Consider the following 22,367-nt stretch of genomic DNA (forward strand, 5'->3'; position numbering starts at 1 on the left):
CTATCATAATGCGCGTAAAGCAATCGTATATCAATTAAAAATTTCGGGAATGGCTGCCCGCCGACTGGCTCGGGCGGAACGCTCCCGCTCGGCCCACCCGAGTCCTTCGGCCCACCCGAGTCTTTTGGAAAGAGACATCCCATGGCCCTGCACCGCTGGTTTTCCGACCGGAAACTGGTTCATAAGCTGCTGATTCCGGCGGTCCTGCTGCTTGCCGTCATGGGCAGCGTGGTCTGGACCGCAAGGTCGGCGCTGGTCGACCTGACCGCCTCCACCAGCCGGGTGACCGAGGTGGTGGCCGGCCGGCTGTCGGCGGCGCTGGCCATCCAGTCGGCCATGGGCGACGCGATGGATGCGGAATCCAACGCGCTGGTCGGCGGCACGCGCGAGCGGATCGACGCCGCCTTCGCGACCTACAAATCCAACATCGGCACGGCGCTGACCGCCATCGACCGGCTGGCCGCCGCCTATGACGCCCCGGCCGACCGCGAGGCGATTGCCGGCATCAAGTCCATCGTCGGCGAGTATGAGCGGGTGTCCGAGAAGGCGGTCGAGCTGGCGCGCGCCTATGACACCGACAGCGCCATCCGCGTGTCGATCGACGTCGGCCGTCCGGTCCGCCAGAAGCTGACCGCGGCGCTGACGGAGCGGGTGGAGCACAGCCTGGAGGAGACCGGGCGCGCCCAGGAGCGGGCCCAGGCCCTGTCCTCCGGCGTCATGGCCCGTTTGTACGGAGTCGCGGGCGTCGGCTTGCTGGTCGCTTTCGGGCTGTTCGGCGCCATCATCGTGGCCTTCGTCGTCCAGCCGCTGCACCGGCTGGTCGCCGACATGACCGCCATCGCCGACGGCAATCTCGCGGTCGAGATCCAGGGCGCCGGGCGCGGCGACGAGGTCGGGCTGCTCGCCCGCGCGCTGCAGGTGTTCAAGAGCAACGGCCTTGCCATGCATGCGCTGCAGGAGGAGCGGGACGCGCAGAAGCTGCAGGCCGAGCGCGACCGGCAGGCCGGCATGCGGGCGCTGGCCGACCGCTTCGACGCGGACGTGCAGGACGTGGTGCAGGCGGTGGCGTCGGCCGCGCGCCATCTGCGCGGCAATGCCGAGACCATGACCGCCATCGCCTCGCGCACGACGGAGCAGGCATCGTCCGTCGCCGCCACCACGGCGCAATCCTCCGCCAACGTCGCCACGGTCGCCGCGGCGTCGGAGCAGCTCGGCAGCTCCATCGGCGAGATCGGCCGGCAGGTCAACGCCGCCGCCGCCATCGCCCGCAACGCGGTGGAGGAGGGCGAACGGACCAATGCGCTGGTCACCCGGCTGGTACAGGCGGCCCAGCGGATCGGCGACGTCGTCAGCCTGATCCAGAACATCGCCAGCCAGACCAATCTTCTGGCGCTGAACGCCACCATCGAGGCGGCGCGGGCGGGGGAGGCCGGCAAGGGCTTCGCCGTCGTGGCGCAGGAGGTGAAGGCGCTGGCCACCCAGACTGCGCAGGCGACCGAGGAGATCGGCAGCCAGATCGCCGAGATCCAGACGGTGACGGACGGAACGGTGACCGCGATCCAGACCATCGGCCGCACCATCAACGACGTCGACGCCATCGCCGGGGCCATCGCCGCGGCGGTGGAACAGCAGACCGCGGCCACCCAGGAAATCGGCCGCAACATCCAGCAGGCGGCCCAGGGAACCCAGCTGGTGACCGGCAACATCGCCGAGGTCAGCAATTCCGCCGGTCAGGTCGGTCAGGCCGCCGGGGAAGTGCTGGGCGCCGCCGACAGCCTGTCCCGCGACTCCGACCGCCTGCGCGAGCGGATCCAGGCCTTCATCGGCGAGGTCCGCGCGGCCTGACGCATGGGGCCGGCGTCAGGCGCGCTTTCCGGCGCGGGACGCCGCGATCATGGCGAAGAACTGCGCCTCGTCGATGATGTCGGGCTTGCCGTATTTGGCGCGGCGGGCGGCGGCGGTGTCCAGCTTGGTGGCGCCGGGGGCGTGGCCGACGACGAGATAGTCGGTGTCCTTGCGGACGCTGTGATGCCAGCGTCCGCCCAGCGCCAGGATGCGGGCCATCACCGCCTCGCGCGACAGGCCGGTCAGTTCACCGGTCACGGCGAAGGCGTGACCGCCGATGCCGTGCGTGATGGGAACGGCCGGAGCCCGCACCACCGGCGGCGGATCGATCTGGTTGGTCGGCGCCAGATGGGGAACCGCCAGCATCTCGGCGCTGCCGAGGATCATCTTCTGGAACAGGCGGCTGGTGATCTCGGCATCGACGAAGGCGCCGTGGAAGCGCGCCCGGATGCCGACATCGATGCCGAACAGGGTCGCCACCGCGTCGAGCGACACGCGCCCGGCCACCTGCCCCCTGGCGTGGTGCATCGTGCAAACCGATTGGGGCGGTCCCCAGGGAAGGCCGCAGAGTTGGAACTCGTGCCGCAGAAAGTCGATGTCGAAGCCGACATTGTGGCCGACCAGCACCGCGCCGTCCAGGAAGCCGCGGATGTCCTGGGCGACGCTGTGAAAGGGATCCTGGTGGCGCAGCAGGTGATCCGGCAGCCCATGCACCCTCAGCGCATGCGGATTCGACTTGCGGCCCGGATTGAAGATGAGGCTGAGACAGCGGCCGGTCGGCGTCGCCTCCGCCAGTTCGATCGCGGCGAAGCTGACCATGCGGTCACCGCCGGCCGGCGACAGCCCGGTGGTCTCGCAGTCGATCACGACGAAACGGCGGGCGGATGATTGCGTTGGTGTGGGTTTCTCCGCCGCCGGACGGGCACGCACTGCATCGATCAAACGGCTCATGACCTCTCGCCCCGGGGGCAGGACGGCCCTGCCACGTCAAACACGCGCCGACTATAGGCGGGCCCGCCACCGCAGGTCGAGAGTCCGTGCCGTCGCAGGACAGGCATCCCGGATGGCTCGCCCGCATGGCGCCCAATTCGGCCGCACAGCCAAAAATTCGGTCTCTATGCAAAAAGTGGATTGTTGGCGTGCCAATCACAGAGTATCATATTTCAGTTGTTGTAATCGAATAGCGATTACTTAAACAGACACCATGCAGATCAAGGAGATCGCGTGTGGACGTGATCGCTGAGCTGTCGGGCCTGATCGGCGCCGACGCCGTTCTGACATCAAAATCCGATCTGGAGGGCGCGACGGAGGACTGGCGCGGGCGTTACCGCGGGCCGGCCCTCTGCCTCGTCCGGCCGTCGAACGCCGAGCAGGTGGCCGCGGTGGTGCGCTGCTGCGCCCGGCACGGGATTCCGCTGCTGCCGCAGGGCGGCAACACCAGCCTGTGCGGCGGCGCCACCCCGTCGGAGACGGGACCGGCTCCGGTCATCCTCAATCTGGCGCGCATGCGCGCGGTCCGCGGCATCGACTCGGTCAACAGCACGATGGAGGTCGAGGCCGGCTGCGTGCTCGCCACCGTGCAGGAAGCGGCGGCGGCGGTGGGACGGCTCTATCCGGTCAGCCTGGGCGCGGAGGGCTCCTGCCAGATCGGCGGGACCATCGCGACCAACGCCGGCGGCACCTCGGTCCTGCGCTACGGCAACACGCGCGACAATGTGCTGGGGCTGGAGGTGGTGCTGGCCGATGGCACGATCTGGTCCGGCCTGTACGGCCTGCGCAAGAACAACACCGGCTACGACCTGAAGCACCTGTTCATCGGGTCGGAAGGCACGCTCGGCATCATCACGGCGGCGACGCTGAAGCTGCACCCGCTGCCGACGCGCCATGCCGTCGCCTGGGTCGGGATCGCCGACCCGGCCGACGCGCTGACCCTGCTGACCCGCGTGCAGGAACGCTGCGGCGCCCGGCTGTCGGCCTTCGAGATGATCAACCGCCTCCAGCTCGATCTGGTGGTGGAGCAGGTGCCGGGCCGCCGCAGCCCGATCGAGACGCCGGCCGACTGGCATGTCCTGATCGAGCTGTCCGACAACAGCGGCGGCGACGCGCTCGACAGCGAACTTCAGGCGATCCTGGAGGATGCCTTCGCCGACGGGCTGCTGACCGACGCGGTGCTGGCCGCCAGCGACGCCCAGCGCCACGCCCTGTGGGAGGTGCGCCACAGCGTTTCGGAGGCGAACAAGAAGGCCGGCGTCGGCCTGACCACCGACTGCGCCGTGCCGCTGTCGGCGGTGCCCGCCTTCATCGACGCCGCGACCGCCGCGGTGCGGGCGCTGGTGCCCGACCTGCCGGTGATCGTCGTCGCCCATCTCGGCGACGGCAACGTCCACTTCATCCCCTTCTTCACCTTCGACGCCTGGAATGCGGTCGCAGAGCGCGAGGCGCTCGCCAGCGCCATCCGCCATGCGGTGAACGACGAGGCCGCCCGGCTGCACGGCACCTTCAGCGCCGAACATGGCGTCGGCCGCGTCCAGCTGGGCGAAATGGCGCGCTACAAGCCCGCCGCCGAACTGGCGCTGATGCGCGCGGTGAAGCAGGCGTTGGACCCGCAGAACCTCTTCAATCCCGGCCGCCTGCTGCCGCCGGGCTGAGCCCGCCTTCCGTCCATTCTTCCGCCGTTCCTTCGCCGTTCCGGCCCACCAAGAGGAGTTCCGACATGAGCATCCGCCAATCCGGTTGGTCCCGCCGCACCCTGCTGAAAGCCGGCGCCGTCGGCGCATCCGCCCTTGCCATGCCGGCGATCTGGAGTCCGGCGCGCGCGCAGAACAAGCGGATCGTCGTGCGCGACGACGGCGGCATCTACACCAAGGCCTATGGCGAGGTGTTCTACAAGCCCTTCACCGCGGCGACCGGCATCGAGGTGATCGGCGTCCAGGCGAATGCGGAGCCGACGGCGCAGATCCGCTCGATGGTGGAAGCGAAGTCCTACACCTGGGACATGGCGAAGATCAGCCAGCCGGCCATCCTGATGCTGACCGGCGGCGACAAGCCGCTGCTGGAGAAGCACGGGCTGGAGGCCGACCCGGCAGTCGCCTCCATCCCCAAGCAGTACATGTCGGAATACGGCGTCGGCACCAACGTCTACACCACGGTGCTGGCCTACCGCACCGACGCCTTCAAGGGCCGCAAGGCGCCGGCCTCGTGGAAGGACTTCTACGACGTCGCCAACTTCCCCGGCCGCCGCGCCCTGCGCAAGCACCCGTTCGACACCATCGAGCAGGCGCTGATGGCGGACGGCGTGCCGACCGGGCAGGTCTATCCCTGCGACCTCGACCGCGCCTTCAAGGCGCTGGACCGCATCAAGAAGGACATCGCGGTGTTCTGGACCAGCGGCGCGCAGGTCGAGCAAATGCTGCTGTCGGGCGAAGTGGACATGGTCCCGACCTGGGTATCGCGTCCGCAGGCCGCCATCGCCGCCGGCGCGCCGGTCGGCATCGTCTGGGACCAGAACATCTGGGGCCTGGACAGCTGGGCGATCCTGGCCGGCACGCCGAATGCCGACGCCTGCCGCCAGTTCATCAAGTTCTCTTCCGATCCCAAGCGGCAGGCCGAGCTGGTGAAGTTCTTCCCGGCCGGCGTGACCCAGCCGGACGCCTTCAAGCACATCGACGCCAAGATCGCCGCCGACTGCCCGACCTTCCCGGCCAACATCGAGCGCGGCGTGCAGATCAACGCCGACTATTGGCTGAAGAACCAGCAGAAGGGTCTGGAGCGCTACAACGCCTGGCTGCTGAGCTGAGGCTTGGCAACGCTTTTGCCCCCTCCCTAGCCCTCCCCCGCTTACGCGGGAGAGGGAACTCCGCCGCTCTGCGACTAACTCCCTCTCCCACCAAAGGTGGGGGAGGGTTGGGGAGGGGGCAACAGGATCTATCCCCGCCCCATTCCCCTTCGGCCCCACCCCCTTCGCGAGGAGGCGCGCATGTCTTCTTCCAGCCTTTCCGTCCAGGGCCTTGCCAAGCGCTACGGCGACTTCGTGGCGCTCGCCCCGACGGATCTCGTCGTCGCCGACGGCGAATTCCTGACGCTGCTCGGCCCGTCGGGCTCCGGCAAGACGACGCTGCTCAGCCTGCTGGCCGGGCTGGTGCCGCCCGACGAGGGAAGCGTGCGCATCGGGTCGCAGGACGTCACCTACGCCCCGCCCTACGAGCGGGACATCGGCGTGGTGTTCCAGAACTACGCGCTGTTCCCGCACATGACCGTCGAGGAGAACATCGCCTTCCCGCTGAAGATGCGGAAGGTGGCGGCGGCCGAGGCCAAGCGGCGGGCGGTCGAGGCGCTGGAGATGGTGCACCTGCCGCACATCGCCGGCCGCTACCCGCGCGAGCTGTCGGGCGGCCAGCAGCAGCGCGTCGCGCTCGCCCGCTGCATGGTCTACAAGCCGTCGATCATCCTGATGGACGAGCCGCTGGGCGCGCTCGACAAGAAGCTGCGCGAGCATATGCAGCTGGAGATCAAGCGCCTGCACCGCGAGCTGGGAACGACGGTCGTCTACGTCACCCACGACCAGGAAGAGGCGATGACGATGTCCGACCGCATCTGCCTGATGAATGCCGGGCGGATCGAACAGCTGGGCACGCCGGCCGACCTGTATTTCCGTCCGCGCTCGCTGTTCGTCGCCGATTTCCTGGGCGAATCCAACATCCTGCCCGCCGCCCTGCGTGGCCGCAGCGGCGACGAGGTGGAGATCGGGCTGGGCACGCTGGGCATCCCCGGCCGGGCGCTCGCCAACGGCAACGACCTGCCGCCGGGCAGCGAGGTGCGGGTGATGGTGCGTCCGCAGAACCTGACCGTCGCCCGCAGGGGTGGAAGCGCCGCCGAAGGGCTGCAGGGCCGGGTGTCGGAGGTGATGGTCACCGGCAGCCTGACCAAGGTCTACATGCAGCCGCTCGACGGCAAGCTGCCGCCGCTGGTCGCCGCCTTCCCCACCCGCAACGAGGCCGACGCGGTGCGCATCGACGACGTGCTGACGCTGTCCTGGAGCGGGCGCGACGCCGTGGTGATCGCCGATGCGGCGCGCGCTGCGGGGACGGCGTGAGATGAGCGGACAATCCCTGGCCATGACCCACGCCCCCGGCGCCAAACGCCATTCGCCCCCGCCCGCCTGGCGCAAGCCGGTGCTGATGGGCGCCCCGCTCGTCCTGCTGCTCGTCGCCTTCCTGGTCTTCCCGGTCGGGCAGCTGCTGGCGCTCAGCGTCCACAACGGGCAGGGCTTCACGCTGGCGCCCTATGCGCAGCTGTTCGCCTCCAGCCTCTACGTCACCGTGTTGTGGATCACGCTGAAGATCTCGCTGGCGACGACGCTGGTCGCGGTGGTCGCGGCCTATCCGGTCGCCTACCTGATCTCCATCGCCAAGGGACCGGCGAAGAGCCGGCTGATCTTCTGGGTGCTGCTGTCCTTCTGGACCAGCTTCCTGGTGCGCGCCTTCGCCTGGGTCGTCATCCTCGGCCGCAACGGCGTGATCAACAGCACGCTGATGTCGCTGGGCATCATCGACAGCCCGGCCGACCTGCTCTACGGCTTCGGCGCCGTGCTGGTCGGCATGGTGCATGCGATGCTGCCGCTGGCGGTGATGACCATGCTGGCGGTGATGGAGAACATCGACCGCACCCTGCCGCGCGCCGCCGGCACGCTGGGAGCAAAGCCCGGCACCGCCTTCTGGACCGTCTATTTCCCGCTGTCGCTGCCGGGCGTCGCCGCGTCGGCGATCATGGTCTTCGTGTCGGCCATCGGCTTCTTCATCGTGCCCGCCCTGCTGGGCGGCCGGAAGGAGACGATGATCACCCAGCTGATCATCGATCAGGTTCAGCAGACGCTGAATTGGGGGCTGGCCGGCGCCATCTCGGTCCTGCTGCTGACCGTCGTGCTGGTGGTGTTCGTGCTGTACGACCGCGTCTTCGGCTTCGCCTCGCTGACCGGGGAGAGCGCGGTGGTGCGCAACCGGGACACCGCCATGCGGCGGCTGGGCGGGCGCGTGCTGGCGGCGCTGGGATCGGCCAGCGACGCGGCTATCGGCCTGCTGCCGCGCCGCCATCCCATCCGCGGCCGGTCCGAGCGTCCGGTGGCACTGACCGTCTTCGTCTGGCTGCTGCTGGTGCTGATCAGCCTGCCGGCCTTCCTGATGATCCCGCTGTCCTTCGGCAAGGGCGGGCTGGCATGGCCGCCGTCGGGCTTCACACTGCAATGGTATCAGCAGTTGCTGGACTCGCCGATCTGGATGCAGGCGCTGTGGCGCTCCATCGTCGTGGCCTTCGGCACCGGCCTGTTGTCGATGGCGATCGGCGTTCCCGCCGCCTTCCTGATGGTGCGCGGGCGGATGCGGGGCAAGGGCGCCATGCTGGCCTTCATCCTGTCGCCCATCGTCGTGCCGCGCATGATCATCGCCGTCGGCATGTTCTATGTCTTCGCCCAGATGGGGCTGGTCGGCACGATCCTGGGGCTGGTCATCGGCCACACGGTGGTCGCCGTGCCCTATGTGGTGATGACGATGATGGCGGTGCTGCGCAACTACGACACCCGGCTCGACCTTGCGGCGCAGAGCCTGGGCGCCCGGCCGCTGGCGGCGCTGCGGCACGTCACCTTCCCGATCCTGGGGGCGGGCATGCTGTCCTCCTTCCTGTTCGCCTTCGCCACCTCCTTCGACGAACTGACCATCTCGCTGTTCTCCTCGGGCGGGCTGAGCGCCACGCTGCCCAAGCAGTTCTGGGACGAGGTGACGCTGCAGGTCTCCCCCGTCATCGCCGCGGTGTCGACCGGGCTGCTGCTGTTCGTCGCCACCCTGATCTTCGTCGCGGACCGGCTGCGCCGACGCAGCCTCGCCGGCTGAGACCGGCTCCCCAACCGCTTATCGCCACTCGCTTCTTCCAAGGACAAGACATGCTTGACGCCACGAAGCTTCGCGGCATTCTGCCCGCCACCCCGACGCCGGTGACAGCCGACGGCACCATCGACGTGGCGGCCTCCAAGGCTCTGTTCTCCTGGCTGTTCCGCCAGGGCATCGACGGGCTGGTCCCGCTCGGCGGCACCGGCGAATACGGCGCGCTGGCGAAGGACCAGCGCATCCGCTTCGCCGAACTGTCGGTGGAGGCCATGGCCGAGGCGGGCGAAAAGCGCGGGCCGGTGATCGCCGGGGTGCTCGACACCGGCTATTACGACGCACTGGCCGCCGGCCGCGATTTCGCGGCGGCCGGGGTGGACGGGCTGCTGGTGCTGACCCCCTACTACACCAACCCGACGCAGGCCGGCATCCGCGACTATTTCCTGCGCTATGCCGACGAATCGCCGGTGCCGATCCTGATCTACGAGATCCCCTACCGCACCCGCATCGCCATCGATCCGGACATCCTGCACGAGCTGTCGCGGCACGAGCGGATCGTCGGCATGAAGGCCTGCAACACCGACATGTACCATTTCCTGCGCACGGTGGCGGGGGTGGACCCGTCCTTCGCGGTGCTGAGCGGCGAGGACACGCTGTTCCCGCTGCAGGTGGCGGCCGGGGCCAGGGGCGGCATCGTGGTGACGGCCAACCTGCTGCCGCGGGCATGGCGGCTGATCCACGACCTCGCCTCGACAGGCAAGCTGGACAAGGCGCTGGAGATCCACCGCTCGCTGATCCCGATGATGAACCTCGCCTTCGCCGAGACCAACCCCGGCCCGATGAAGTCGGTGATGGATCTGGTCGGCGTCAAGGCCCCGGCGATGCTGGCGCCGCTGCGCGAGCCGGCCGAGCCGCTGAAGCAGGCGCTGCGGCGCGAGCTGTCGCGCCTGCTGGTCACCTATGAGGGAATGCCGGCCGCCCAGCCGGCGTGACGGGTGGCAACCGCGCGGCGCGTGGCAATCGGTCCGCCGGATGCTATGCGTTAGCGCGGGAGGCGCCGGGCGATGGCGTGAAGGCGCCGGCCCGGTCGGATGAGGAAGTCTTGGGGGATTGCCGATGACGCGGACAGCAGGACGGATGCCGAAGGCGCAAGGGTCCGTGACGGAAACAGGCCCGGCCGCGGCGGCAGCGGAGCCGGACACGAAGAAGGCCGACCCGCGCGAGTCCTCGCTGTTCGTCGGCTCGACCGAGAAGACCTTCCAGATCCTCCACGCCTTCGACGGGCCGCACCGGCAGATGCCACTGTCGGAGATCGCCAAGGCCGCCAACCTGGACCGCAGCGCCGCCCAGCGGCTGGTCTACACGCTGGAGGTGCTGGGTTACCTGCGCCGCGTCCACGGCACGCGCAACTATGCGCTGACGCCCAAGCTGCTGCAGTTCTCCTACAACTACCTGCGCGCCAACGAGCTGATCGAGAAGGCGTTTCCCTACCTTCTGGACATCAGCCGCAGCGTCGGTGAGACCACCAACCTGCAGGAGCTGGACGGCGCCGAGATCGTCTTCGTCGCCCGCTTCCCCGGCAAGCATCTGGTCAACATCGAGTTCATGGTCGGCAGCCGCCTGCCCGCCTATTACACGGCGTCCGGCACCGCCATCCTGTCGCGTCTGTCGGAGGAGGAGCGGGAGGACATCCTGGCCCGCACCGACCTGCGCCCGCTGACCCCCTTCACCGTCTGCGACCCCGACCGTCTGCGCGCCCGCGTGCGCGAGGCGGGCGAGAAGGGCTATGCCCTGCTGATCAACGAGACGGTGATGGGCGACATCTCCGTCGGCGCCGCCATCACCGACGAGCATGGCCGCGCGGTGGCCGGCCTCAGCATCTCCGTCCCGGCCACGCGCTGGACGCCGGAGCAGGTCGAGCGGGAACTCGCCCGCCATGTGCAGGTGGCCGCGGCCTCCATTTCCGTCCACAAGTTCGGCAGCTATTCCCGATAACGCGTCCTTTCCCGCGGGAGGCGGTGATCCGATGGCGGCCCATCAGGCATGCCTGAACATCGACGAGCTGCGGCATCAGGCCCGCCGCTTCCTGCCGCGCGGCCTGTTCGAGTATATCGACCGCGGCACCGAGGACGAGACCGCCCTGCGCCGGCTGCGCGACGGCTTCGATCATGCCGAACTGACGCCGCGGGTGCTGGTCGACTGCGCCGACCGCCACACCGGCGTGACGCTGTTCGGCCGCGAGCGTCCGCTGCCCTTCGTCATCGCGCCCACCGCCGCCGCCGGGCTGGTCCGCTACGACGGGGAGGTTCTGCTGGCGCGGGCCGCCCGCGCGGCCGGCATTCCCTTCTGCGTCTCGACCCAGTCGATCACCAGCATCGAGGCCATCGCCGAGGCCGGGGCCGAGCTGTGGTTCCAGCTTTATGTCTGGCGCGACCGCAGCCTGACCCATGCCCTGCTCGACCGCGTCGCCGCCTGCGGCGTCGATACGCTGATCCTGACGGTTGACACCGCCGTTTCGCCGAAACGCGAGTACAACCGGCATAACGGCTTCACCGTGCCGGTCACGCCGTCCCTGCGTGGCGCGCTGGACGTGGCGCGCCATCCGGCCTGGACGGCAGGGGTGCTGCTGCGCCTGCTGGCCGACGGCGGCTGGCCCGGATACGCCCATTATCCGAAGCAGTTCCGCACCCGCATCACCGACGCCGCCGCCCACGACCCGATCCGGCTGTGCGACCGGGTGAGTTGGGACGACGTGGCGGAGCTGCGCCGCCGCTGGCATGGCCGGATCATCCTCAAGGGCCTGCTGGCGCCGGCGGATGCGCTGCGCGCGGCGGAGTCGGGGGTCGAGGCCGTCGTGGTGTCCAACCATGGCGGGCGCAACCTGGACTGCGCGCCCTCGCCGCTTGGCGTTCTGCCGCGGATCATGGACGCGGTCGGCGACCGGATGACGGTGCTGGCCGACAGCGGCGTGCGGCGCGGCAGCGACGCCGCGAAGCTGCTGGCCGCCGGTGCGGCCGCGGTTCTGCTCGGCCGGGCGCCGCTGTTCGGACTGGCGGCCGGCGGACAGGCGGGGGCGGAACACGCGCTGGCGATCCTGCGGGACGAACTCGACCGGACCTTGGCGCTGCTCGGCTGCCGGACGGTCGCCGACCTGCGGCCGATCCGCTGAACCGGCTCAGTGATTGTCTCTAGCTGACCAGCCCGGCGGCCAGATTGACGCCCAGCGCCAGCACCGCGGTGTTGAACAGGAAGGACAGGGCGCCGTGCATCAGCACCAGGCGGCGCATGCCGGCGCCGCGGGTGGTCACGTCGGACACCTGCGCGGTCATCCCGACGGTGAAGCTGAAATAGAGGAACTCCAGGTAATCCGGCGCGTCGTTGCCGGGAAAATCCAGGCTGCGCTCCCGGTCCGCTTCGCCGTCCAGCCAGTATTCGTGGGCGTAATGCTGGGCGAAGAAGACGTGCAGGAAGCCCCAGGACAGCAGGACCGTCACCCCCGACAGGACCGCCGCCACGCCCTCGTGCGGGGAGCCCTTGGCCGACACCAGTTCCGCCACGATGGCGACCAGGGCGGCGAGCGAGGCCAGAACCGCCCCGGCCAGCACCCCCCATTTGCCGGGATCGAGCAGCCTCGCCCGCCGGCGCATGGAGGCCACAGTGGCCCGGTTCATCAGGATGCTGGCCAGCAGGATGTAGACGGCGACCCCGCAATCCCAGCCGATCAGCACTGCGGTGGTCGGCCGCAGCCAGACGGCGGCGGCGCACCCGGCCAACAGGGCGATCGCCAGCGCCCCGCTGAGCGACGGGCGGTTGCGCAGATGGGTCAGGCTGCCGCGCATCTCGACTCCGGCGATTGCCTGCAGCCGAGGCTGCAGCGCTTCAGTTGGAGGCGGGATAGAGCGGAAGCAAGGTCTGCTGGCGGCGCTGATAGCGGACCAGCTCCAGCGCGGTCAGCGGCCGGGCACCCTGGGCGCGGCAGGCGTCGGCGACCTCGAACATCAGTGCCTGCTGGTGGAACAGGGTGGCGTAGGCGTCGCCCAGCCTGAATTCCGGATCCCACATGTGGATGGCCTCCGCCCCGGCGCCGTTGACCTCGATGATGCGGAAATCCTCGCCCACCGCCAGCCGCTCCACCGAGGCGAAGCGGACGTCGAAGCGGCCGAAATGGAAGCCCGGCATCTGGTCGGCGATCTCGTCGAAGCGGGCGGTCAGCGTCGCCGTGACATGGCCGCAGGCATCCTTGTAGAGGCCGCCGACCCGGCTGCTGCCGACCAGCGACAGCCGAACCGTGCGGCCCGCCTCCGGCACCTCGTCCAGCCGGTCGGCCAGCGCCTCGTGGTGGAGGTCGGCCTTCCAGGATGCGCGCGGGTCGGCGGCGATCAGCTGGCGCAGGGTGGAGCGGCCGTCGCCGACCACATGCGGGTAATAGCGGAAGGTCATGGAGAAGATGCGCCCGTGCCGCTCCCCCGGCTTGCGGACGTAGAAGATGCCGGCTTCGCCGGCGTAAGGCACATGCTCCTGCAGGATCAGGCGGACGTCGGCCGGGAAGCCGTGGAGATAGGTGCGGAGATCGGCGGCATCGCGCACCAGCCGCACGCCGATGCCGCGCCAGCCGATGTCCGGCTTGGCGACCAGCGGGAAGGACAGCCCGGCGCCCGAGGCCAGCGACTCCAGCTGTGTCGGGGTCAGCGACGGGCGGTTGACCAGGGCGACGGATTTCGCCGCCCATTTGCGCGCCTCCGGCCCGATCAGGTCCATGCAGGCGATCTTCGACTCGCCCAGCAGGCCGCCGGCCTCGATCGACGGGTTGGCGGCGGTCGGCAGCGTCAGGCTGCGGTGGCGGATGCCGAGCGCGAACCACTGCGCCACCAGCGGAATGTAGAACAGCAGCGGCGGAATGCGCTCCGCCCAGCCGATGGTGGGGGCGCCGGCCGGCACCACCGGCAGGCCGGGCAGGGCGATGGCGCGCGGGGTCGGGCTGCCGTGCAGCGCATCGCGCAGGGCGTCGGGCAGCAGCGGCTCCAGCGCCGCCCGGATGCGGGCGAACAGCGCGCGGACGACGGTCTGCGCCCGCTTGGTCCGCAGGATCATCAGCAGCGCGGCACAGCCGATGCCGATGACCTGCACCTGGATCGCCGCCGCTTCGAGCGACGAGGTCATCAGCGTCAGCAGCAGCCCGACATGCACCCCGGCGGTCGCCAGCGTGATGGCGATGAAGCGCAGGAACGGCACCCGCATCACGCCGCAGGCGAAATAGGTCGGGAACAAGACGCCGGGCACCAGCCGGCAAGTCACCAATGTCGGCAGCAGGTTCCTCTGCAAGGCTCCGCGGCAGCGTTCAAGCATCGGCCCTTCGGTCCGCCGCCGGATCCATGACACCCGCAGCGACAATAGTCCGAGGACATAAATGAACAAATCGCCGATAACGATCCCACACAGCAGCGTGATGGCGGTCACGCCGATGCTGACCGTGCCGACGCTGACGAGGCTCGCTCCAACCGCAATTGCAACGTCTTCGTGCAGAAGCGTAAGCAAAGCAAGGCCCAGCAACAGGGGAAAACCGGCGAAAGCGGTTATTGGTTGCAATGCAGCAAACACGTGCGGGGTGTCCGTTGGGTAGGGGGCGGTTACGGTGCCATCGGCAAAATTGCATAGGAAATGGTAAGCTTCACGTTAAAACTTTTATGGAACCGTGCGACATAGCGACTGTTTCCTTTGGACCATATCAAAACGATATGGGGATGATAGAAAATATGTGTTTGCAGCTATGGCGCCGGCGCGGCACAGTGCGTCCCAATAAATGACCGGCCAAATGACCATCGACGGCCGAACCGCCACCCGACCAGGAGACGCACCGTGCAGAGCATCCAGTGGGACGACGCCTTCCTCCTTGAAGCCCAACTGACCGAGGATGAGAAGCTGGTGCGCGACAGCGCCCGCGCCTACTGCCAGGACCGGCTGCAGCCGCGTGTGATCTCCGCCTTCCGCGAGGAGCGGTTCGACCGCGAGATCATGACCGAGATGGGCGAGCTGGGCCTGCTCGGCCCGACCATCCCGGAGGAATATGGCGGGCCGGGCGTCAGCCATGTCGCCTACGGTCTGGTCGCCCGCGAGGTGGAGCGGGTGGACAGCGGCTATCGTTCGGCGATGTCGGTGCAGTCGTCGCTGGTCATGCATCCGATCTACGCCTATGGCAGCGAGGAGCAGAAGAAGAAGTGGCTGCCGCGGCTGGCCACCGGCGAGCTGATCGGCTGCTTCGGCCTGACCGAGCCGGACCACGGCTCCGATCCCGGCGGCATGAAGACCCGCGCCACCAAGGTCGACGGCGGCTATCTGCTGTCGGGCTCCAAGATGTGGATCACCAACTCCCCCATCGCCGACCTCGCCGTCGTCTGGGCGAAGTCGGACGCCCATGACAACAAGATCAAGGGCTTCGTGGTGGAGCGCGGGACCAAGGGCTTCTCCACGCCCAAGATCGAGGGCAAGCTGTCGCTGCGCTCGTCCGTCACCGGCGAGATCGTGCTGGACGAGGCCTTCGTCCCCGACGAGAACCTGCTACCCAACGTGTCGGGCCTGGGCGGTCCGTTCGGCTGCCTGAACAAGGCGCGCTACGGCATCGCCTGGGGCGTGCTGGGCGCGGCGGAGTTCTGCTGGCACGCCGCCCGCCAGTACACGCTGGACCGCAAGCAGTTCGGCCGCCCGCTGGCCCAGACCCAGCTGGTCCAGAAGAAGCTGGCCGACATGATGACGGAGATCACGCTGGGCCTTCAGGCCTGCCTGCGGGTCGGCCGCATGATGGACGACGGCAGCTGGTCGCCGGAGGCGATCTCGCTGATCAAGCGCAACAACTGCGGCAAGGCGCTCGACATCGCCCGCGTCGCCCGCGACATGCACGGCGGCAACGGCATCTCCGAGGAGTTCCAGGTCATCCGCCACATGGTGAACCTGGAGACGGTGAACACCTACGAAGGCACCCACGACGTCCATGCCCTGATCCTGGGCCGGGCGCAGACGGGCCTGCAGGCGTTCTTCTAAGCGGGTAGTCCATCCCCTTTCCCGCCTCTCGTGCCAACGCATGCGTTGCCGGCGGTATCGGGCGGATCGCAGATCCGTCCGGTGCCGGGGAGAGGAGGGGAGCCTGCGTGATGCGGCGAATGCGCGGGGACCTTGCGGGAATCGGTGTGGTTGCGGATTCCCGGAGCAAGCTCCTCCTCTCGGCTGACACCGGCTTCCTTTGTCCCGAGGCGGGAATTTTTCTACTGAGTGCCGGGCGTTCCAGAAGAATCAGCCGGTTCGTCCCAAAAACTAATTCAGAATTGGGGTGATCGTCGGCGCGGTATATAGACAATCCACTCCCTTTTCTTCCGCTGTCGTCTGTCAAGGCTGAGGTATTCTTTCCAATTCGGCGCATGCCGATTTGGGAGGAATTTCCATGGCAACCTGGACTCCTGATCCCAGCTTCTACCCCTCGCCACGCATGGCGATGCAGGCTCCTTCGGAACGGCTGGCCTATGTGGCGATGCTGAATGTCGGAGGGGGGCCGGATGCGCTTGGGGTGGTCGATGTCGATCCATCCTCCGCCAGCTACGGCCGGCTCCTCCGGCGGGTCGACATGCCGAACGTCGGCGACGAGCTGCACCATTTCGGCTGGAACGCCTGCAGTTCCGCCCTGTGCCCCTACGCCCCGCATCCGCATGTGGAGCGGCGCTATCTGATCGTGCCCGGGCTGCGTTCGTCGCGCATCCACATCCTGGACACCAAGCCCGATCCGGCCAGCCCCAGGATCGTCAAGGTGATCGAGGCGGAGGAACTCGCGGCGCGCGCCAATTATTCCCGCCCGCACACGCTGCATTGCGGACCGGAAGGCATCTATGTCAGCGCGCTCGGCAACGGGAAAGGCGATGGCGGCGGGCCGGGCGGCGTCTTCCTGATGGACCACGAAACCTTCGAGGTGCTGGGCCAGTGGGAGATCGACCGCGGCCCGCAGTTCCTGGCCTATGATGTCTGGTGGCATCTCGGCCAGGACACGCTGATCACCAGCGAATGGGGCACGCCCGACATGATCGAGGACGGGCTGAACCCCGAACTGCTGCTCGGCGCGAAATACGGCCATCAGGTCCATTTCTGGGATCTGCGCAACCGCCGGCACCGGCAGACCATCGATCTGGGGCCGGAATACCAGCTGGCACTGGAACTGCGGCCGGCCCACGACCCGACCAAGGCCCATGGGTTCATGAATGCCGTGGTCAACCTGTCGGACCTGTCCTCGTCGATCTGGCTCTGGCATCGCGAGACCGGCGGGAACGGTGACGGCCGGTGGGCCATGAGGAAGGTGATCGACATCCCGGCCGAACCGGCGGACCCGGATCTGCTGCCGCCCATGCTCAAGGGCTTCAAGGCGGTGCCGCCGCTCGTCACCGACATCGACCTGTCGCTGGACGACCGCTGGCTCTACGTGTCCTGCTGGGGCACGGGGGAGATGCAGCGCTACGACGTGTCCGATCCGTTCCAGCCCAGGCTGACCGGCTCGGTGCGGTTGGGAGGGATCGTCGGGCGCAGCCGTCATCCCGGCGGCGATGCCGATGGCGGCGCCCTCAACGGCGGCCCGCAGATGGTCGAGGTCAGCCGCGACGGCAAGCGGGTCTACTTCACCAACTCGCTGTACCGGAGTTGGGACGACCAGTTCTATCCGGACGGCATCAGGAGCTGGATGGTCAAGCTCGATGCCGACTCCGATGGTGGCCTGACCATCGACGAGCGGTTCTTCCTGCGCTTCGACGACGAGTTCCGCGGTCATCAGATCCGGCTGGAAGGAGGCGACGCCTCTTCGGATTCCTACTGCTATCCGTGACCGCGACCGCACTCTGAGGAACGCCTCTCCATGGATGACCCTTGGCAATGGCTGGCGCTGGCCGGGCTCGGCGCCTTCCATGGAGTGAACCCGGCGATGGGATGGCTCTTTGCCGTGGCCCTCGGCCTTCAGGAGGGGCGGCGGGGTGCCGTCATCAGGGCTCTGCCCCCCATCGCGCTGGGCCATGCCCTGTCGGTGCTGGTGGTGGTGGCGGGCTTCGCCATCCTGCAGTTGGTCGTCACGACGGCCCCGCTGAGGCTGGTCACGCCTGCCCTCCTGATCGGTTTCGGCCTCTACCGGCTGGTGCGCGGATACCGCCACCGGCTGCGGGTCGGCATGCGCACCGGCTTTGCCGGGCTGACGCTCTGGTCCTTCCTGATGGCGTCGGCCCACGGGGCCGGGCTGATGATCCTGCCCCTGCTGCTGGGCATGCTGGCGCCGGCGCAGCTGATGGCGCTGTCCCTGTGCGGACCGGGGGCGGAGATGACCGGCCCGGTCGCCGCACTGGGATCGGCGGCGGCCGGGCTGGCGGTGGTTCTGGTGCATATGGCGGCGATGCTGGCGGTGATCGCCGTTATCGGGCTGGCGGTCTTCGAAACCGTCGGGCTCGGCATCCTGCGCCGCGGCTGGGTGAATTTCGATCTGCTGTGGGCGGGCGCCCTGATCGGCACCGGGGCGGGATTCCTGCTGCTGGCGTGAGGTCCGTCAGGGAACTCACGCCGCCCTCACATCCCCGGTCGCCTGCTGGCGGACCTCCGCCAGGAAGCGGTCGACCTCGGATGCCAGCGCGCGGGTCTGGCCGGACAGGCCGCGGGCGGCGTCCTGCACGCCCAGCGCCGTGCTGCCGGCGCTTTCCGCCGTGTGGGCCAGCGCGGCGATGGTCGCCGACACGTCCTGGGTGCCCAGCGCCGCCATCTCCACCGCCCGCGCGATCTCCTGGGTGGCGGAGTTCTGCTCCTGCACCGACTGGGTGATGGTGCCGGAAATGCCGTCGATCTCGGTGATGGTGCTGCCGATGGCGCCGATGGCCTCGGCGGCCTCGCGGGTCACCGACTGCATGGCGTTGACCTGGGCCGCGATCTCGTCGGTGGCCTTGGCGGTCTGGTCGGCCAGCCCCTTCACCTCGGTCGCCACCACGGCGAAGCCCTTGCCGGCCTCCCCGGCGCGGGCGGCCTCGATGGTGGCGTTCAGCGCCAACAGGTTGGTCTGCTTGGCGATGGCGTGGATCAGCCCGACCACCTGGCCGATGCGCTCGGCATTGGCGATCAACCCCTGGACGGTGGCGTTGGTGCGGTCGGCATGGGACACCGCCTCGCCGGCGATGCGGGCGGAATGGCCGACCTGCTCGGTGATACCGCCGATGGAGCTGGCGAGTTCGGTCGCCGCCGCCGCCGCGGAGCGGACGTTGGACTGGATGTCGTCGGATTCGCGGGCGACGTTGCGGGTCTGGCTGGACGCCTCGCCCACCACCACCGCCATGCGGTCGGCGCTGTCGGCCATGCCGGACGCCGACTCGGCGATGCCCTCGACCAGCCGCTTCACCGTGCCCTGGAAGCGGTCGGCGAGGTCGAGCAGGGCCGCGCGCTTGGCCGCCTCCGCCCTGGCGTCGGCTTCGGCCTGGGCGGCGTGCATGCGCTCGATGGCGCGGGCGTTGTCGCGGAAGACGGTGACCGAGCCGGCCATGGCGCCGATCTCGTCGGAGCGGCCGTTGCCGGGCACCTCGACGGCGGTGTCGCCGTCGGCCAGCTTCGCCATCGCCGCCGACATGGCGCGCAGCGGGCGGATGACGATGCGGCCGAGCAGGACGTTCAGCAGGGCGATCTGCACCACCAGCGCGATCAGGCAGATGGCGATCTGGTTGCGCATCTGGGTGGCGATGGCGTCGATCTGCTGGTCCAGGCTCCAGGCGATCTGCAGGGCGCCGACCAGCCGGTTGCTCTTGCCGGTCACCACCGGCACCGTCACGACGATGTGGCCCTTGGCCGAGCGGGTCTGCGCCCCCTTGCCGGCCAGCACCGCCTCGACCAGATCCTGGTCGGCCTTCAGGTCGTACTTGGCGAAGCGCGGGTTGGAGAAGTCGGCCAGCGTGTCGGAAGACGTCGCGGCGCGCAGCGAGGCGAGCTGCACCTCGTGACTGTCGGCCAGCGGCATGAACTCCGTCTCGATGGAGGCGCCGTCGCTGGCGATGAAGCTGGTCTTGGTGGCGTTCGCCAGCATGTCCGTCTTGACGCGGGCGTCGTGCGTGGCCAGCCGCACCGCGTCGTCGTACTGCATCTTGGCCTGCAGCCCCATGATGACGATGAAGCCGCCGACGATGGCCGCGACGAAGGCCGCCGTCACCTTGCGCCCGACGCTCCAGAACCGACGCGGCCGGGATGCGGCCGCCTTGTCCACTGCCATGCTCTTGCCCTTCCCATGCCGCCTTCGCGTCGCATCGACCGTCAAGGCATGACGGATCAGCCGCCGGAAAGACCGGCGTTTGCTGTCGAAGCGTCAACGAATTGCAAAATTTAAATGGTATTGTAACGGAGCGTCATGGTCTGCGCCATGATCTTCTTCTCTGACTTTCGGATGGTTGCCAGTTGTCATGGCAATCCCAAAGTCGTGGGCCGACGCGTCTAAAGTGAAGACGCCGCCGTTTCATTGACGGAACGGCGCCTTTCAATGCCGGATATATTGCTAATCCGGCTTCTGTTCTTTTGGTTGTGCGCTATCCTGGGGTATCCGGGCTCACCATGGGCACCGGGACACCCCAGGATCATAGCGTCTCAGCCGCGGGCCGGATTGCGCTCCCGCCAGCCGAAGGGGCCGGCGGTCTCATAGAGCCACGGATACTGGTTGACCATGCGCCTTGCGATGGCGATGCGATGCGCCGTCAGCGTGATGAGGCCGAGCACGACCGTATGGACGATGAAGCCCCACACGGACAGCAGCTGCTCGCCGAACAGGCCCCAGGCCAGGAAGCGGTCGCCCACCCCCAGCAGCAGCGAGTAGGCCAGGACGTTCGACACCGGCTTCCAGCCCTCCGCCAGCGTCTGCCCGGTCAGCACGCCGCAGCCGCCGAACACCAGAAGCGTCAGGAACACGAAGACCGGAACCGACGAACCCAGGATCGTCTCCATCTCAGTGCCCCCCTTCCAGATAGGCCGACCGCACCTCCGGGTCGGCCAGAAGCTGCGCCCCGGTTCCCGTCATCGTGATCTTCCCCGTCACCATCACATAGGCCCGGTGCGCCAGCTTCAGCGCGTGGAAGGCGTTCTGCTCGACCATGAACACCGTCATCTTCTGTTCCCGGTTGATCTCCTGGATCACCTGGAAGATCTGCTTCACGATCAGCGGCGCCAGACCAAGGCTCGGCTCGTCCAGCAGCAGCAGACGCGGCTGGCTCATCAGCGCACGGCCGATCGCCAGCATCTGCTGCTCGCCGCCCGACATCGTGCCGGCGCGCTGGTTGATGCGCTCCTTCAGGCGCGGGAACAGCGTCAGCACCCGCTCCAGCTCGCGCTCGAAGCTGCCGGGCTGGGCGACGATCGAGCCCATCTGCAGGTTCTCAAGCACCGTCATCCGCGGGAAGATGCGCCGGCCTTCCGGGCTTTGCGCGATGCCGCGCCGCACGATCTCGTGGGTGGGGAGGTCGGTGATGTCCTCGCCCTCGAAGAACACCCGGCCCTGGCGGGCGCGCGGGCTGCCGCAGATCGTCATCAGCAGCGTCGACTTGCCCGCCCCGTTCGCGCCGATCAGCGAGACGATCTCGCCGGCGCCGATCTCGATGTCGATGCCCTTCAGCGCCTCGATGGCGCCGTAAAACGTATGGACGCCCGATACCTTCAACATGGCTCAGGCCCCCTTCTGCGCGAGGTTCAGGTCGGCCGCGATCTCCGGCGGCAGCGCTTCGTCCTCGTCCTCGCCGAGATAGGCGCGGATCACCGCCGGGTCGTTCTTCACATGCTCCGGATCGCCGTCGGAAATCTTCCGGCCATAGTCCAGCACCACAACATGGTCGGAAATGCGCATCACCACGCTCATGTCATGCTCGATCAGCAACACGCCGGTCTGGTGCCCCTGCGGCGTCCGGACGTCACGGATGAAGGTCAGGATCTCGGCCAGCTCGCCCGACTCGCGCGGGTTCAGGCCGGCCGCCGGCTCGTCCAGGCACAGCAGCACCGGTTCGGTGCACATGGCACGGGCGATCTCCAGCCGGCGCTGGGCGCCATAGGGCAGGTTGCCGGCCTCCCAGTCGGCGAACTCGGTCAGGCGAACCCGGTCGAGCCAGTATTTCGCCAGCTCCACCGCCTCATGCTCGGCCTTGCGGAAGCCGGGCAGGCCGAGAAGCCCGCCGATGGCGAAGCCCGACGCCCGCATCAGCTTGTTGTGCTGGGCGACGATCAGGTTCTCCAGAACGCTCATGCCGCTGAACAGCCGGATGTTCTGGAAGGTGCGCGCCACCCCGGCCAGCTGGGCGATGCGGTAGCCCGGCATCCGCTCCAGCAGGAACTCCTTGCCCTGCGGGTGGCGCAGCGTCAGCCGGCCGACGGTGGGGGTGTAGAAGCCGGTGACGCAGTTGAACAGCGTCGTCTTGCCGGCGCCGTTCGGGCCGATCAGCGCGGTGATCTCGCCCGCCCGCGCCTCGAAGGACACGTCGTTGTTCGCCACCAGACCGCCGAAGCGCATGGTCAGGTGCTCGACGCTCAGCAAAGGCTTGTCGTTCATCGTGGTGTGGGGCATCACGGCGCTCATTTCGCGGCTCCCGTCGCGGCGGGGGTCTTGCCGCCATGCAGGAGGATGGTCGGGTCGCGGTG

Annotated in this window: 18 protein-coding genes; 11 read left to right on the forward strand and 7 right to left on the reverse strand. The window is 68.5% G+C overall.

Translation table 11 applies throughout. The features are described 5' to 3' along the window. The first annotated feature begins 141 nt into the window (after positions 1-141). Entirely contained in the window at positions 142-1,845 is a 1,704-nt protein-coding gene (locus tag FZ029_RS21545) for a methyl-accepting chemotaxis protein (RefSeq protein WP_149271844.1), read from the forward strand. A gap of 15 nt (positions 1,846-1,860) precedes the next feature. Here FZ029_RS21545 and FZ029_RS21550 read toward each other — a convergent pair whose 3' ends face one another. Continuing rightward, on the reverse strand, positions 1,861-2,796 hold the full coding sequence (locus tag FZ029_RS21550; RefSeq protein WP_149271845.1) for an exonuclease domain-containing protein: 936 nt from the start codon (positions 2,794-2,796) through the stop codon (positions 1,861-1,863). Between the two features lie 275 nt (positions 2,797-3,071). Here FZ029_RS21550 and FZ029_RS21555 point away from each other — a divergent pair, with 275 nt between their 5' ends. The 7 genes from FZ029_RS21555 to FZ029_RS21585 all read left to right on the forward strand — a co-directional run bounded on the left by FZ029_RS21555 (position 3,072) and on the right by FZ029_RS21585 (position 11,886). Next, positions 3,072-4,493 carry an FAD-binding oxidoreductase gene (locus FZ029_RS21555; RefSeq protein WP_149271846.1) on the forward strand — a complete coding sequence of 474 codons (1,422 nt, stop codon included), beginning with the start codon at positions 3,072-3,074 and terminating at the stop codon, positions 4,491-4,493. Positions 4,494-4,558: 65 nt separating this feature from the next. Continuing rightward, on the forward strand, positions 4,559-5,641 hold the full coding sequence (locus FZ029_RS21560; protein WP_149271847.1) for an ABC transporter substrate-binding protein: 1,083 nt from the start codon (positions 4,559-4,561) through the stop codon (positions 5,639-5,641). Between the two features lie 180 nt (positions 5,642-5,821). Beyond that, positions 5,822-6,937 carry an ABC transporter ATP-binding protein gene (locus FZ029_RS21565; protein ID WP_149271848.1) on the forward strand — a complete coding sequence of 372 codons (1,116 nt, stop codon included), beginning with the start codon at positions 5,822-5,824 and terminating at the stop codon, positions 6,935-6,937. Between the two features lies 1 nt (position 6,938). Further along, entirely contained in the window at positions 6,939-8,726 is a 1,788-nt protein-coding gene (locus tag FZ029_RS21570) for an ABC transporter permease subunit (protein ID WP_149271849.1), read from the forward strand. A gap of 50 nt (positions 8,727-8,776) precedes the next feature. Further along, the gene (locus tag FZ029_RS21575) at positions 8,777-9,709 is read left to right on the forward strand and encodes a dihydrodipicolinate synthase family protein (RefSeq protein ID WP_149271850.1); all 933 of its coding nucleotides are present in this window, start codon (positions 8,777-8,779) and stop codon (positions 9,707-9,709) included. 166 nt (positions 9,710-9,875) lie between these two features. Further along, on the forward strand, positions 9,876-10,712 hold the full coding sequence (locus FZ029_RS21580) for an IclR family transcriptional regulator C-terminal domain-containing protein (RefSeq protein ID WP_246457288.1): 837 nt from the start codon (positions 9,876-9,878) through the stop codon (positions 10,710-10,712). Positions 10,713-10,743: 31 nt separating this feature from the next. Further along, a complete protein-coding gene (locus tag FZ029_RS21585; RefSeq protein ID WP_149271851.1) occupies positions 10,744-11,886 on the forward strand; it encodes an alpha-hydroxy acid oxidase in 1,143 nt (380 codons plus the stop codon). Between the two features lie 19 nt (positions 11,887-11,905). Here the strand turns inward: FZ029_RS21585 and FZ029_RS21590 are convergent, their stop codons facing one another. Both FZ029_RS21590 and FZ029_RS21595 read right to left on the reverse strand, forming a co-directional pair. Further along, positions 11,906-12,556, reverse strand: a complete 651-nt coding sequence (locus FZ029_RS21590; RefSeq protein ID WP_149271852.1) for a DUF1345 domain-containing protein — start codon at positions 12,554-12,556, stop codon at positions 11,906-11,908. Between the two features lie 40 nt (positions 12,557-12,596). Further along, the gene (locus tag FZ029_RS21595; protein ID WP_149271853.1) at positions 12,597-14,315 is read right to left on the reverse strand and encodes a VTT domain-containing protein; all 1,719 of its coding nucleotides are present in this window, start codon (positions 14,313-14,315) and stop codon (positions 12,597-12,599) included. A gap of 258 nt (positions 14,316-14,573) precedes the next feature. Between FZ029_RS21595 and FZ029_RS21605 the strand changes: the two genes are divergently transcribed. From FZ029_RS21605 to FZ029_RS21615, 3 genes are all read left to right on the forward strand, one after another. After that, on the forward strand, positions 14,574-15,752 hold the full coding sequence (locus FZ029_RS21605) for an acyl-CoA dehydrogenase (RefSeq protein ID WP_149271855.1): 1,179 nt from the start codon (positions 14,574-14,576) through the stop codon (positions 15,750-15,752). Positions 15,753-16,149: 397 nt separating this feature from the next. Continuing rightward, a complete protein-coding gene (locus tag FZ029_RS21610) occupies positions 16,150-17,568 on the forward strand; it encodes a selenium-binding protein SBP56-related protein (RefSeq protein WP_149271856.1) in 1,419 nt (472 codons plus the stop codon). Between the two features lie 30 nt (positions 17,569-17,598). Then, on the forward strand, positions 17,599-18,267 hold the full coding sequence (locus tag FZ029_RS21615) for a hypothetical protein (RefSeq protein WP_149271857.1): 669 nt from the start codon (positions 17,599-17,601) through the stop codon (positions 18,265-18,267). Positions 18,268-18,282: 15 nt separating this feature from the next. Here the strand turns inward: FZ029_RS21615 and FZ029_RS21620 are convergent, their stop codons facing one another. From FZ029_RS21620 to FZ029_RS21635, 4 genes are all read right to left on the reverse strand, one after another. After that, the gene (locus FZ029_RS21620) at positions 18,283-19,968 is read right to left on the reverse strand and encodes a HAMP domain-containing methyl-accepting chemotaxis protein (protein ID WP_149271858.1); all 1,686 of its coding nucleotides are present in this window, start codon (positions 19,966-19,968) and stop codon (positions 18,283-18,285) included. A 368-nt stretch (positions 19,969-20,336) separates the two neighbouring features. Next, positions 20,337-20,690 (reverse strand): DUF6867 family protein, encoded by a 354-nt coding sequence (locus FZ029_RS21625; protein ID WP_149271859.1) that lies wholly within the window; start codon positions 20,688-20,690, stop codon positions 20,337-20,339. Position 20,691: 1 nt separating this feature from the next. Continuing rightward, positions 20,692-21,402: an ABC transporter ATP-binding protein gene (locus FZ029_RS21630; RefSeq protein ID WP_012978041.1), complete on the reverse strand. Its 711-nt coding sequence runs from the start codon at positions 21,400-21,402 to the stop codon at positions 20,692-20,694. Between the two features lie 3 nt (positions 21,403-21,405). Further along, positions 21,406-22,305: an ABC transporter ATP-binding protein gene (locus FZ029_RS21635; protein WP_149271860.1), complete on the reverse strand. Its 900-nt coding sequence runs from the start codon at positions 22,303-22,305 to the stop codon at positions 21,406-21,408. Between the last annotated feature and the right edge of the window lie 62 nt (positions 22,306-22,367).

Origin of the sequence: Azospirillum sp. Sh1, assembly GCF_008365135.1 — a bacterium.
In the GTDB taxonomy this organism is placed as follows: Bacteria; Pseudomonadota; Alphaproteobacteria; order Azospirillales; family Azospirillaceae; genus Azospirillum; species Azospirillum oryzae.

Bases quoted from the DNA above. Each gene is read 5' to 3' on its own strand.
- FZ029_RS21575 (WP_149271850.1), top strand. From the start codon at position 8,777: ATGCTTGACGCCACGAAGCTTCGCGGCATTCTGCCCGCCACCCCGACG.
- FZ029_RS21565 (WP_149271848.1), top strand. From the start codon at position 5,822: ATGTCTTCTTCCAGCCTTTCCGTCCAGGGCCTTGCCAAGCGCTACGGC.
- FZ029_RS21570 (WP_149271849.1), top strand. From the start codon at position 6,939: ATGAGCGGACAATCCCTGGCCATGACCCACGCCCCCGGCGCCAAACGC.
- FZ029_RS21615 (WP_149271857.1), top strand. From the start codon at position 17,599: ATGGATGACCCTTGGCAATGGCTGGCGCTGGCCGGGCTCGGCGCCTTC.
- FZ029_RS21560 (WP_149271847.1), top strand. From the start codon at position 4,559: ATGAGCATCCGCCAATCCGGTTGGTCCCGCCGCACCCTGCTGAAAGCC.
- FZ029_RS21585 (WP_149271851.1), top strand. From the start codon at position 10,744: ATGGCGGCCCATCAGGCATGCCTGAACATCGACGAGCTGCGGCATCAG.
- FZ029_RS21620 (WP_149271858.1), bottom strand. From the start codon at position 19,968: ATGGCAGTGGACAAGGCGGCCGCATCCCGGCCGCGTCGGTTCTGGAGC.
- FZ029_RS21635 (WP_149271860.1), bottom strand. From the start codon at position 22,305: ATGAGCGCCGTGATGCCCCACACCACGATGAACGACAAGCCTTTGCTG.
- FZ029_RS21630 (WP_012978041.1), bottom strand. From the start codon at position 21,402: ATGTTGAAGGTATCGGGCGTCCATACGTTTTACGGCGCCATCGAGGCG.
- FZ029_RS21545 (WP_149271844.1), top strand. From the start codon at position 142: ATGGCCCTGCACCGCTGGTTTTCCGACCGGAAACTGGTTCATAAGCTG.
- FZ029_RS21550 (WP_149271845.1), bottom strand. From the start codon at position 2,796: ATGAGCCGTTTGATCGATGCAGTGCGTGCCCGTCCGGCGGCGGAGAAA.
- FZ029_RS21590 (WP_149271852.1), bottom strand. From the start codon at position 12,556: ATGCGCGGCAGCCTGACCCATCTGCGCAACCGCCCGTCGCTCAGCGGG.
- FZ029_RS21610 (WP_149271856.1), top strand. From the start codon at position 16,150: ATGGCAACCTGGACTCCTGATCCCAGCTTCTACCCCTCGCCACGCATG.
- FZ029_RS21625 (WP_149271859.1), bottom strand. From the start codon at position 20,690: ATGGAGACGATCCTGGGTTCGTCGGTTCCGGTCTTCGTGTTCCTGACG.